Below are 13,132 nucleotides of genomic sequence, written 5' to 3'. Positions count from 1 at the left end.
GATACATGGCTGACTTTTATCAAAATGGTGTGGTTACTACGTTACATAACCTTTCTCGCAGACCGACAGAGGAACTAGAAGCCGAATTACTCCGCTTTTCGCAAAAGCGCCCGATGGCGCTAATTTTACCATCGCTGTTTTCTGAATTAGAAGGCGATGCGCTACCAAATATTGTTAATGAACTCACCGCTGTGCCTTATTTGTCTGAAATTGTTATTGGCTTAGACCGAGCAACAAAAGACCAGTACAAACATGCGCTGAAATTCTTTGGTAAGCTTCCACAGCATCATCGCGTACTATGGAATGATGGCCCACGCTTAAAAGCCTTAGATGATGAATTGCAGGCCCAAGGACTAGCGCCTAAAGAGTTGGGTAAAGGTCGAAACGTGTGGTACTGCATGGGCTATGTACTGGCCTCTAATCGTGCAGAATCAGTGGCATTGCATGATTGTGACATTGTGACATACAACAAAGATTTATTGGCTAAACTGATATACCCTGTGGCGAACCCGTCATTCAACTATGAGTTTTGTAAGGGGTATTATGCGCGTGTTGCTAATGGCAAGATTAATGGCCGTGTTTCACGTCTTCTCGTGACGCCATTGTTACGCGCGTTAAAGCGCATCATGGGTGATAACGAATACTTAGAGTTTATGGACAGCTTCCGCTACCCGCTTGCAGGTGAATTCTCATTTAGACGTGATGTGCTCAATGATATTCGCATTCCTAGTGATTGGGGGTTAGAGATTGGCGTATTGTCTGAGATGCACCGCAACTACTCTCACAACCGCTTATGCCAAGCTGATATCTGTGATATCTACGACCATAAACACCAAGATTTGTCATTGCACAATGACGAGGGTGGATTATCAAAGATGTCTATCGATATCACCAAAGCCATATTTAGAAAGCTTGCAACTCAAGGTTATACGTTTAGTAACGAAATGTTCCGCTCGATAAAAGCCACCTACTTCCGTATTGCGCTAGACTTTATTGAGACATATCACAACGATGCCGTAATGAACGGACTAACCTTGGACATTCACAGCGAAGAAAAAGCAGTAGAAATGTTTGCAAGTAATATCATGAAAGCGGGCGAAAACTTTCTAGCAAATCCAATGGAAACCCCGTTTATTCCAAGTTGGAATCGCGTAACCAGTGCCGTACCAGACATTTTAGACCGCTTGCTGGAGGCCGTTGACGCTGATACCGCAGAGTTTATGGAGTAAATAATATGACATGGCAAGTGCTTCACGAAAAAGTCACACATCATCTTGATATGATTTATGCCGATGTGCCGTTAAAAGACAGCACATCTGACATAGCCACCTCATTGATGAACGCGATAGGTATCGTAGAGCCTAGCGATATTGCCAATCCTCAATCACACTTTAACTATTGGGATCAGGATGACATTATCATGATCACCTACGGCGATAGTGTCATTGAAAAAGATGAGCGTCCTTTGGTTACGCTCAATCGTTTTCTTCATAAATATTGCAAAAACACGATTAATAACGTTCATATATTGCCGTTTTTTCCTTACAGCTCGGATGATGGTTTCTCGGTTATCGATTATTCGAGTGTCAATGAGTCATTGGGTACATGGGATGATATTGAGGCTATTGCAAAAGACTATGGCTTGATGACTGACCTGGTGATCAACCATTGCTCTGCACGCAGTATTTGGTTCGATAACTTTATCAAAGGAGAAGGCACTGGTAAGGACTTTTTCTTTACCAGCGATCCAAGCAATGACTTAAGCATGGTCACCCGCCCTAGGGTATCGCCACTGCTACGCGAAACGCCAACGGCGAATGGGATACAGCATGTATGGTGTACCTTCAGTCACGATCAGGTCGATTTTGATTTTAGAAACCCCAATGTGCTGCTGACGTTTGTTGAAATTATCAAGTTGTATATCGATAAAGGCGCGAAGCTTTTTCGTCTTGATGCCGTTGCATTCTTATGGAAAATTGTTGGCACGACATCAATCAATTTGCCAGAGACTCACGAGGTCATTAGGCTTCTAAGAACGCTTATTGAACATGTTGACCCGTCAATTATTATTATCACGGAAACCAACATTCCAAATCGTGAAAACCTCACGTATTTCGGTAATGCTAATGAAGCTCACGCCATTTATAACTTTTCATTACCGCCATTGTTGGTAAATACGTTGGTATCAGGCAACTGCACCTATTTGAAAAGCTGGATGATGAGTATGCCTCCTGCACAAAACGGGACGGCATATTTCAACTTTATTGCTTCTCACGATGGTATTGGATTACGACCTGCCGAAGGGTTACTTAGCGACGAAGAGATTTCAGATCTCGTTCATGCTATGCAGAACTTCGGAGGCAAGATTTCATGGCGCGCCTCTGATCATGGTCAGCAAAAGCCTTATGAGATAAACATTACGCTGTTCGATGCACTGCAAGGCACGGTTAAAGGGCCTGATAAGTTTCAAACCGATAGGTTTATATGTGCCCACGCAATTATGCTTGGTATGGAGGGGATCCCCGGCATTTATATTCATAGTTTATTAGGTACCTCTAACGACTACGAAAAAGTGGCGAATACGGGGCAGAATCGCTCAATTAATCGCAGACGTTGGGATTTAAGTGAGCTTGAAGCATTATTAGATTCACCCTACTCTCAGCACCATAAAGTGCTAACACGCGTGTCGCAACTTATCCGTATCAGGAAAGCACAACCCGCTTTTCATCCTAATGCTACACAGTTTACTTTACAGTTAGGTGAAAAAGTATTTGGGTATTGGCGTCAAAGTCTAGATCGTAAGCAAAGTATTTTTTGCATCAGCAATATTTCAGACGAACCACAATCTATTCTACTTTCCGATATCAATTTAATTGGCACGGACAATTGGATTGATTTAGTGACACGTGATGAAGTAAGCACCGAGCAAGGTTTTATGGAGCTTGCGCCTTATCAGGTAATGTGGATAAGTAATCAAGACTTCGAATAAACACAACCCAAAGTGTTAGCGGCGTTAAGCTTACACATAAAACAAAGGCAGTGGGATCCGTTGATAGGTCGCGCTGCCTTTTTATTCTAGACATTACGTGGCCCACCCTTTTTACTTTTCCTCTTTTATCCCATTGGTTTATTGCTTCATTTAAGTGATAATTCGCGACTTTCTTACACATAGCGAGTGCATAACATGTCCAGCAAATGGCTATCATTAGACGCTGCCCTTGAAAACGCAATGCGTGCTACGCCTGTCGTTACTGAAACTGAACAGGTAGATATTCTTCACGCCCATGGTCGAATATGTGCTCACGACATTATCGCTACACAAGATGTACCTCCTTGGGACAATTCAGCGATGGATGGTTTTGCCCTTAACACAAAGGCGATGCCCGCACACAATACCCTTACTATCCAAGGTACGGTAACCGCTGGGATGGCAGCAAACGAAGCGCTTATCCCCTACAGCGCGATAAAGATAATGACCGGTGCCCCGTTACCAGAGGGTGCGAATGCCGTCGTAATGAAAGAGAACACATCAAGCAGTACAGACGGTAAAGTGCTTATCAACAATGTACCAAAAGACGGTGAAAACATTAGGCGAAAAGCTAATGATATTGCAATTGGTGATTGCTTGATTAGCGCAGGAACAAGGCTTCGGCCAGAGCATTTAATGTTGTTATCTTCACAAGGCGTAGCAAAGGTCGCTGTGTTTAAGAAGGTACGTGTGGGTGTGGTGGCTACAGGCAGTGAACTTGCCGCACCGGGCACAACACGTTTACCTACGCAAATATTTGAATCAAATCGTTTAGGTGTATCGGCAACCTTATCTCAACTAAACGTTGATATTGTAGACTTCGGTATTGTAAAAGATGATGAGGCTACATTGCGCCAACTGTTTAGTGATGCGAGCGAACGCGTTGACATCATGGTAAGCAGCGGCGGTGTATCGGTAGGTGATGCAGACTTTGTGAAAGATATCATAGAGGAGCTTGGCAGTATTACATTTTGGAAGCTTGCCATTAAACCGGGTAAACCTTTCGCGCTAGGCAACATCGCCAATACGTTATTTTGTGGTCTGCCAGGCAACCCCGTGTCGGCCTTCGTAACGGCAAAGCTGTTAATGCTGCCAATCGTTAGAAGAATGCAAGGTGAACAAAACATCACGTTTCCACTTACCCTCAATGCCAAAATAACATGTGAATTGAAGCGAAAAGCCGGTAGACGGGACTTTCAACGTGCAACACTACAGCAAGATGACACTGGTAACTTATTTGTTACTCCGTTTGCAAAACAAAGTTCTGGCGTAATGACCTCTATCACCGCAGCTAACTGTTTTATGATTATTCATGAACAAACCAGTGAGATTGCTGAAGGGGAAACGGTTTCAGTACTTCCTTTTGATTTACATAGTCCGTTAATAGGATATCAAGCGTGAACAATAAACGTTACCTGCTAGAAGGTAAGAGCATCGTTAAACTTGCGTGGCCACTGCTGATTGCACAAATAACGCAGATGTTGATGGGCGTAAGCGATACGATCATGGCGGGACGCTATAGCGCGACCGACATGGCTGCTGTTGCCCTCGGTTTTAGTATCACTATTCCGCTATTGTGTTTTATTCAAGGAATAGCACTCGCTCTACCTCCTATCATTTCTCGGCTTCATGGCAATAAATCATTTGATTCAATCGCTCAAGCCAGTCAACAAGCTGGCTACCTCGTATTTTTTGTCGGTATCGCTATCGCTGCTCTATTTCCGTTTACCGAGTCTATTGTCTCGATTTTTCCAATGGAGGACGCGCTACACACCATCACAGTTGATTATGTCGTCTATGTACTGTTGGCAATGCCCGGCTTTGCATTGTATCAATGGCTTCGAAACTACTGTGAAGGCTTAGGTAAAACCAAACCTACCATGCTTATTACCGTGATAGGTCTTATGGCGAACGTTGTCGGTAACTATTTGTTTATCTATGGCGTCGGCCCAATCCCTGCTATGGGGGGAGCTGGTTGTGGAGTGGCAACAGCCATTGTTATTTATACCATGCTAATTGCCACCTTTATCTATGTGCGATACAGCCCCGCGCTCGCAAAATATGCGCTATTTAATCAGCGTTACCCACTATCCTTTCCAGCAATAAAACGCACGTTTTCGTTAGGCTTACCTATTGCGATGACGCTGCTTTTTGAAGTCACATTGTTTGCCGTCGTTGCGTTACTGCTTGCCCCTTTCGGTGCGACAACCGTGGCAGCACACCAGGTCGCGCTTAATTTTTCAGCATTAATGTTTATGTGTCCAATGAGTATCGGTATGGCCGCCTCTATTCGAATAGGGTATAGAATTGGACAGCAAAATTATCGCCAGGCAAAAATTGCGGCGCAGTGTGCTATTTTAATTGGCTTTGTCACCGCAGCCGTGACCGCAACATTTACGCTTACTGCAAAATCATTCATTATTGGTCTTTATACCAACGATATCGACGTCTATCAGATGGCTACAGCATTGCTTATCTATGCAGCATTATTTCAATTATCCGATGCGGTACAGGTTATTTCAGCGAATGCCCTTCGCGGATATAAAGATACCACCTGGATGTTTATTATTACGTTTATCTCTTATTGGCTCATTGGGCTTCCAACCGGCGTTATTTTAGGTAGAACAAGTTGGATAACCGCAGAGCCCATGTCAGCGGCAGGGTTTTGGATAGGCTTTATTGTAGGGCTTTCTGCTGCAGCAGTGATGCTAGGTGCGCGGCTTTACTATATTCAACGAGGTAATTACATTCAAAATAAGAGTTACGCGTAACGTAATACCAACAAGATTGCTGCTATTAAATGATTATGAGGGCGAGGCCAGCTGCGCTTTGCCCTCACGTTCAGCGTTAAAGACACTTGGATGTTTTAACGGCTTCGACTAAGCCCCTTAATGGCTGCTGTTAATCCTTCAAGGGTTAACCCAAACATCCTGTCTTCCATGATATCTTTCATAATTGCCACGGATGAGTAGTAAGACCAATAGTTTTCGGGTTGTGGGTTCAACCACACCGCATTCGTAAAGTGCTGGAGTAATCTGCCCATCCATACACTTCCGGCCTCTTCATTCCAGTGTTCAACACTTCCCCCTGGGTAGGTAATTTCATACGGCCCCATGGTTGCATCGCCCACGAAAATCACTTTGTAGTCTTTTCCGTAACGATGGATAATATCCCATATAGAAATACGCTCTTTATCGCGCCTTGCGTTGTCTTTCCACACGCCTTCATAAACACAATTATGAAAGTAAAAGTATTCAAGGTATTTGAATTCTGTCTGTACCGCTGAAAAAAGCTCTTGCGTTGATTTAACATGGGGGTCCATTGAGCCGCCCACATCAAAAAACATCAGCACCTTAACCGCATTGTGCCGTTCAGGTGTCATGTGTATATCTAGCATGCCGCCTTTTCTTGCGGTTTCACCAATCGTCGTCGCAACATCAAGTTCTTCACTGGCACCGGTGCGAGCAAATTTTCGTAATTTACGTAACGCGACTTTGATATTTCTTGTGCCTAACTCTACGTCTGAAGATAGGTTCTTAAACGTACGTTTATCCCATACTTTCGCCGCAGAAAATTTCCTGTTGCCCTTCTGACCTATTCTTACGCCCTCAGGGTTATCACCATAAGCGCCGAAAGGCGACGTACCGCCCGTTCCTATCCATTTGTTGCCACCTTGATGCCGCTTTTCTTGTTCTTCTAAGCGTTGTTTTAAGGTTTCCATTAACGCTTCAAGACCACCCGCTTGTCGTAACGCTTCTCGTTCTTCCTCGCTAAGATGCTTTTCAATTTCTTTACGTAGCCATTCCTCAGGAATATCCTTCCCAAATAGATCGATAGATTCAACGCCTTCGAAGTAAGCGGCAAAAGCACGGTCAAACTTATCGTATTGGGTTTCATCTTTAACCATTATTGTTCTGGCAAGGCTATAAAACCCTTCTAGATCGGCGTAAACAATATGCTTTTCCATAGCTTTAAGTAAATCTAGCAGCTCTCGAAGACTGACTTTGACTTGATATTGTCGTAGCGTGAAAAAGAATTGAATCAACATTATCTACGCGCCATAAAAACCAGTTTTTCGAACAAGTGAATATCTTGCTCATTTTTAAGCAATGCGCCATAAAGTGGTGGGATTGCCGCTTTACCCTCTTTTGAATGTAAGGTTTCAGGTGGAATATCTTCAGCCACTAATAGCTTGAGCCAGTCAATGAGTTCACTAGTAGACGGCTTTTTCTTTATTCCTGGAACGTCTCTTACGTTAAAGAAGGCTTTTAATGCTTCGTCTAACAATGTCTTTTTCAAGTTAGGGAAATGGACATCGACAATTGACTGCATCTCTTCAGGTGTTGGAAATTGGATATAATGGAAGAAGCATCGACGTAAAAATGCATCAGGTAGTTCTTTTTCATTGTTAGATGTGATGATCACTATCGGACGCTGTTTAGCGACAACACGCTCTTGCGTCTCGTAAACAAAAAACTCCATCTTGTCGAGTTCAAGCAATAAGTCGTTGGGAAACTCGATATCCGCTTTATCAATTTCATCAATCAATAGTACCGGGCGTTTCTCGGCAGTAAAGGCCTGCCACAACTTACCCTTAACAATATAGTTGCCAATGTCGTGTACACGATCATCACCAAGCTGCGAGTCTCTTAGACGAGAAACCGCATCATATTCGTACAACCCTTGCTGGGCTTTTGTGGTTGACTTGATATGCCATTGAATAAGATCGGTCCCTAAACTTTCTGCCAGCTCTTCAGCTAACATTGTTTTACCCGTTCCAGGCTCACCTTTTATCAGTAGCGGACGCTCTAGTGTAATAGCGGCATTTACCGCTAGCTGTAGGTCTTTGGTTGCGATGTAATTAGACGTGCCACTAAAAGCCATTATTGATTCACCTCTTCAAATTCTGCGTCGTCATGTAAAATAAAAATAACATATAGCGAAAAAGCACTTTGCATTTTCGCATTTGGGGCCAATGATATAGGGGTATAACGAAAATCCCAAATTTAGACTATGAATTATTAACTATTAAAAGGGTCGTAACGGCCATGTCTTTTGGGTTTCTCTCATTAGTAAGGATTAAAAATGCAAGTATTTGACGATAGCTCACTTTCAATTGGCCGCACGCCACTGGTAAAACTTAACCGCGTAACCTCTGGAAACGTATACGCGAAAATTGAGTCGCGTAACCCTAGTTTTAGCGTTAAATGTCGCATTGGGGCAAACATGATTTGGGATGCCGAACAGCGCGGCGTGCTAGGTGACGGTAAAGAGATAGTTGAACCTACAAGTGGTAACACAGGAATTGCACTTGCATTTGTTGCTGCTTCTCGCGGCTACAAGCTTACATTAACGATGCCTAGCAGCATGAGTTTGGAGCGAAGAAAGCTATTAAAAGCATTAGGTGCAAATCTCGTACTTACTGAAGCGCCTAAAGGCATGAAGGGCGCAGTAGCGGCTGCTCAGGAAATTGTTGCGTCCGACCCTGAAAAGTATGTATTACTTCAGCAATTTGATAACCCAGCTAACCCTGCTATTCATGAAAAAACAACCGGCCCAGAAATCTGGAATGATACGGAAGGTAAAGTAGACGCATTCGTTGCCGGTGTAGGTACAGGCGGTACCATTACCGGTGTTTCTCGCTACCTTAAAAACACGCAAGGCAAAGCCATCACCTCAGTGGCCGTCGAGCCGACTGACTCACCTGTTATCACGCAGGCTAAAAATGGCGAGGAGCTGACACCAGGCCCGCATAAGATTCAAGGTATTGGTGCAGGCTTTATCCCTGGAAACTTAGATCTTGATTTGATTGATGAAGTTGAGCAAGTGACGAATGAAGAATGTATGGAAATGACCCATCGACTGATGAAAGAAGAAGGTATTCTAGCGGGTATCTCTTCAGGTGCAGCGGTAGTCGCAGCCAAACGCTTCGCCGAGCGTCCAGAGAATAAAGACAAAATCGTAGTAGTGTTACTCGCTAGCGGTACCGAGCGCTATTTAAGCTCGCCGTTATTTGCAGGCACATTTGACGAGCAAGAAGAAGTTCAGTAACCACCATTACACGTAAGTTACATCAAAAAGCGAGGAGAAATCCTCGCTTTTTTGTTATTTGATTAACCGCCCATCAACTGGTATAACGCAAAAGCGTTTTAGAGTAGCCCTCAACATAGCCGACTATAATAATAAAAAGGTAACATTGTGTATGGTTATCTACACAATGATTACGTATACAGGAATGGAGTTGTTTTCATGTTAAAAAATGCCGCTGCGACACTGGCTGGTTTTCTCGTTTTGTTTGCGCTGTCTGGATGCGAAGAGAAGCAAGAGGGTTTAGGCCGTTACGGCATGCTCGACGAACAAACCCCAGAATATACAACCGTCGCTTTTTTGCACAGTGTGTATGAGGATGACAATTTAGATGTGGCTATTAGTCTATCTAGTGAAAAACTAAAACGAATCTTGAAGCGCTATCACACCAACCGTAACGTGCAACGTCATCTTTTATCTTTAAAATATGACGAGGTTATTATCACGCCGCAAAGCGGTGCACGGGTGGGACGTACTGAATTTGCTGAAACCGCATCAATTACAGTATTTTTAAGCGGTACGTACGATGGCGATAAAGTCGAAGACTTAAGAAGCGTTGAATTAATAAAAGAAAATGGGGAATGGAAAGTGTCAGAAATTCATCCCGATAAGTATTTATAAAAAAAGCGCTTAACCGGTAGCGTACTCAATAAAGCATAAAAAAGGCGTGATTTTCACGCCTTTTTTATGCATCACATCAATAGGCTTCGCCTACTGACCTACCGCAATTCCTTCTCGGCGAGGATCTGCTCCGCCAATGAGTTTTTTAGCACTAAACTGTATGCCATGTAGGCCACTGTTCAGGTCTACCACCTTCACGTTATGGCCTAACGCAGAAAGCGGTTCTTTTAAGTTAGCGATAGGCGTACCTTTTTCAAGTGCCGTATAATCGTTTCTATTCGTGATTTTAGGCATATTGATGGCTTGCTGAATATCCATATTAAAATCAATAACACCGATAAGCGTTTGTGCAACGTAACTGACGATCCTTGAGCCACCAGGGGAGCCGACGACGATGCTCAGCTCGCCTTCTTCATCAAACACCATGGTTGGGCTCATTGCGCTACGCGGGCGTTTGCCAGGCTCTACCCGATTTGGAACTGGAAAGCGGTTTTTAGTGGGTAAGAATGAAAAATCAGTGAGTTGGTTGTTTAATAAGAAACCGCCAACCATCAGTCCAGAGCCAAACATAAACTCAATACTGGTAGTCATCGAGACAGCGTTACCTTGCTTATCAACAATGGAAACATGAGACGTGTTAGGCAATTCCATTGACTGTCCCATTGCTACATTTACCCCCTCATAAGGGTTTCCGGCGCGCGCTCGTCGCCACGGCTTATTTGGTTCGATTCCCTCGCCTCGGCGAGTCAAATACGCGGCATTAATCATTGCGGCAAACTGTAAATTAGTAAAGTCACTGTCTGCAATAAACTTCTCTCTATCGGCGTAGGCCTTTGCACTCGCTTGGGTGTAAAGGTTTGCGAACTCAACCGAACCCGGTGCATAAGATGACAGGTCGTGATTTTCTAACATCTTGAGTATTTGAAAAACATTGATGCCACCAGAGCTCGGCGGCGCCATTCCGCAGATCTGCTGACTGCGATATACACCACAAACCGGCTCTCGCTTAATTGGCTTATAGTTGGCTAAATCATCCATAGTCAATTGACCGGGGTTAATAGATGCTGAATTAACGGCCTTTACAATTTTTTCTGCCAGTTCACCTTTTAGTAGGTAGTCACTGCCTTTTTCAGCAATACCTTTTAAGGTTTTCGCTAACTGCTTGTTTTTCTTGACCGTACCTGCTTTAAGCGGCAAACCTGCTGGATAAAAATACGTTGAGCTTGTCGGGAATGTTTTTAATCCTGGGTGATAATCTAACGCCACCAGCTTTGCTAAACGAGGTGACACCCTAAAACCGTTTGAAGCAGTGTCGATAGTGTCGTCGAATAACGCTTTCCACGGCAGCGTACCAAATTCAGAATGTGCCTCTTCTAGTGCTGCGATGGCGCCAGGTACACCGACCGATTTTCCGCCGACTACAGCATCTATCCAGCGCATGGGTTTATTACCCTTAATAAACCAGTGCGCATTAACAGCTGCAGGCGCCATTTCACGACCGTCAAACGTATGTAAAACCTTGTTCACATTGTCCCAATAGAGAATAAACGCACCGCCGCCTATACCAGACGATTGGGGCTCCACTAGAGAAAGCATACTTTGCACCGCTACCGCAGCGTCGATAGCGCTTCCTCCTTTCTCGATAACCTGCTTGCCCGCCCACGACGCATAGGGATTTGCAGCAACCACCATATACTCTTCGGCCTCAAACGCTTTTTTCTCGCTGTATCCTGTCGCCGCTTCTGGCTCTCCAACCTCACGTCCTTCCTTAGAAAGCGCAGATAAGGGGTTGGCACACGCTAAAAGTGCAAAAGAAAGAAATGATGCTGTTAACCAAGAACGTTGTGACAAATGAAAATTCCTCTTACTTAAATTTTTCAGGGTTGATTGGACGTTTATTTAAAAACGCATCAAATGCTTCTTGCGCAGCAGGAGAATTCATCGCATCTAGAAAAATATCAAATTCTTCATTCATAACTTGATGTATTTTCTCATTTTCGCCCTTCAGCAGCGCTTTAGTGTTAAGCAGTGCAAACGCAGGCTTAGCTGTGAGCTTAGCACACACTTCATCGACTGCAGTTGCTAACGCGTTATAGGAAACAATAGCGTTAAGCATACCAAAATCATGGGCTTCTTGCGCACTAATTGGTTCGCCTAACATTAGCCACTCACTGGCTTTAATGTGCCCCGCCATCTTCGGCAATAAATAGCTAGACGCATATTCGGGCACCAGTCCTAGATTAATAAACGGCAGCACAAACTTTGCTTGCGGTTCAGCATAAACAAAGTCACAGTGCAGAAGTAATGTGGTGCCGATACCTACCGCTAAACCATGTACTTGTGCAACTACAGGAATTTTACAATCGGTAAGCGCCCGCATAAATGCGGCGGTTTCAGGTACGTGCTGCCCTTCTTCCCGGTTTGCAAAGTCACTGATATCGTTACCCGCGGTAAAGCAGTCGCCTGCCCCACTAAATCGAATAACACGAACGGCATCATTGTCGTTCGCCCCTACAATGGCATCGGCCATCGTTTGGTACATGGTGCGCGTTAATGCATTTTTTTTATCAGGTCTATTTAAGACGATATGCAATACACCCTCTGCGATGTGTGTTTTTATAAGTTCCATGATCGTACCTCTTTCGACGTGTTGCGTAAGTCTGTATTCGCAAATACGTGAATACAGTTTTCACCCTTAGGGTTATTTTCTGTATCATATCGAGCAGCGTTCAATTACTACAATAATATTCAATGATAATGTCACTGCCGTTTTCCCCTAAGTATTCCTTTGGCCCTCTTTTGCTCGCGCTTATTTCAATAGCGGCGTATTACTGCGAACCAACATCAAGCCAGTGGCTTGCTTACGACCGATACGCAATACAAGGCCTCGACACCTGGCGGTTATTAACGGGAAACCTCGTCCATACTAATGGCTATCACTTGCTGCTTAATCTTGCCGGCTTAGTATTATTGTGGGCATTACATGGTGAACACTACCGTATAGATCGCTTTGTTAAGGTGTTTGTGTGGTGCAGCGTGGGCACCAGTGTCGGCCTTTACTTTCTTTCAACCGATTTAATTTGGTACGCCGGGTTATCTGGCGCATTGCACGGCATTTTTGTATGGGGTGCATGTATGGATGTGCGTGCAAACATGCGTTCTGGTTGGTTGCTGCTTATAGGCGTTGCAATCAAAGTAGCCTATGAGCAGGTCTCTGGTAGCAGCCCTGACGTGGCTGCCCTTATTGACGCAAGAGTTGCCATTGACGCGCATCTGTTTGGTGCCATCAGCGGTTTACTACTTTTTGCAATGATGTGGCTTTCATCACGTAAACAATGATTTACCGCAATGGTATTGAATGACTCAATGCAACGTAAGCGGCTGTAATTGGGTAAA

General features: G+C 44.1%; 11 protein-coding genes. 7 read left to right on the top strand and 4 right to left on the bottom strand.

Features of this window, described 5'->3' with window-relative positions:
- Window positions 1-5 precede the first annotated feature (5 nt).
- The 4 genes from ACOJRU_RS08280 (at window position 6) to ACOJRU_RS08265 (ending at window position 5,799) form a co-directional block, all read left to right on the top strand.
- On the top strand, window positions 6-1,229 hold the full coding sequence (locus ACOJRU_RS08280; protein WP_421134542.1) for a glycosyl transferase: 1,224 nt from the start codon (window positions 6-8) through the stop codon (window positions 1,227-1,229).
- A gap of 5 nt (window positions 1,230-1,234) precedes the next feature.
- Window positions 1,235-2,989, top strand: coding sequence for an alpha-amylase family glycosyl hydrolase (locus ACOJRU_RS08275; protein ID WP_421134541.1), 1,755 nt, complete (start codon window positions 1,235-1,237; stop codon window positions 2,987-2,989).
- A 195-nt stretch (window positions 2,990-3,184) separates the two neighbouring features.
- A complete protein-coding gene (gene glp, locus ACOJRU_RS08270) occupies window positions 3,185-4,429 on the top strand; it encodes a gephyrin-like molybdotransferase Glp (RefSeq protein WP_421134540.1) in 1,245 nt (414 codons plus the stop codon).
- Window positions 4,426-5,799, top strand: a complete 1,374-nt coding sequence (locus ACOJRU_RS08265) for an MATE family efflux transporter (RefSeq protein WP_421134539.1) — start codon at window positions 4,426-4,428, stop codon at window positions 5,797-5,799. The genes glp and ACOJRU_RS08265 overlap by 4 nt, the downstream gene beginning before the upstream one ends.
- Before the next feature lie 95 nt (window positions 5,800-5,894).
- Here the strand turns inward: ACOJRU_RS08265 and ACOJRU_RS08260 are convergent, their stop codons facing one another.
- Window positions 5,895-7,076 carry a vWA domain-containing protein gene (locus tag ACOJRU_RS08260; protein WP_421134538.1) on the bottom strand — a complete coding sequence of 394 codons (1,182 nt, stop codon included), beginning with the start codon at window positions 7,074-7,076 and terminating at the stop codon, window positions 5,895-5,897.
- Window positions 7,076-7,912: an AAA family ATPase gene (locus ACOJRU_RS08255; RefSeq protein ID WP_421134537.1), complete on the bottom strand. Its 837-nt coding sequence runs from the start codon at window positions 7,910-7,912 to the stop codon at window positions 7,076-7,078. Before ACOJRU_RS08255 ends, ACOJRU_RS08260 begins: the two co-directional genes overlap by 1 nt.
- 201 nt (window positions 7,913-8,113) lie before the next feature.
- Between ACOJRU_RS08255 and cysK the strand changes: the two genes are divergently transcribed.
- Window positions 8,114-9,079: a cysteine synthase A gene (gene cysK, locus ACOJRU_RS08250; protein ID WP_421134536.1), complete on the top strand. Its 966-nt coding sequence runs from the start codon at window positions 8,114-8,116 to the stop codon at window positions 9,077-9,079.
- Between the two features lie 198 nt (window positions 9,080-9,277).
- Window positions 9,278-9,736 (top strand): hypothetical protein, encoded by a 459-nt coding sequence (locus ACOJRU_RS08245; RefSeq protein WP_421134535.1) that lies wholly within the window; start codon window positions 9,278-9,280, stop codon window positions 9,734-9,736.
- Between the two features lie 90 nt (window positions 9,737-9,826).
- Here ACOJRU_RS08245 and ggt read toward each other — a convergent pair whose 3' ends face one another.
- Both ggt and ACOJRU_RS08235 read right to left on the bottom strand, forming a co-directional pair.
- Window positions 9,827-11,587: a gamma-glutamyltransferase gene (gene ggt / locus ACOJRU_RS08240; protein WP_421134534.1), complete on the bottom strand. Its 1,761-nt coding sequence runs from the start codon at window positions 11,585-11,587 to the stop codon at window positions 9,827-9,829.
- A gap of 13 nt (window positions 11,588-11,600) precedes the next feature.
- Complete coding sequence (locus tag ACOJRU_RS08235) at window positions 11,601-12,365, bottom strand: enoyl-CoA hydratase (RefSeq protein WP_421134533.1); 765 nt, start codon at window positions 12,363-12,365, stop codon at window positions 11,601-11,603.
- A gap of 125 nt (window positions 12,366-12,490) precedes the next feature.
- On the opposite strand from ACOJRU_RS08235, the gene rrtA reads away from it, so the two are divergent.
- Window positions 12,491-13,075, top strand: a complete 585-nt coding sequence (gene rrtA / locus ACOJRU_RS08230; protein ID WP_421134743.1) for a rhombosortase — start codon at window positions 12,491-12,493, stop codon at window positions 13,073-13,075.
- The last annotated feature ends 57 nt before the right edge of the window (window positions 13,076-13,132 follow it).

The organism is Alteromonas algae (assembly GCF_049117195.1).
GTDB lineage: Bacteria > Pseudomonadota > Gammaproteobacteria > Enterobacterales > Alteromonadaceae > Alteromonas.
Note: the sequence above shows the minus strand (reverse complement) of the source record. Positions and strands in the feature narration are given on the sequence as shown.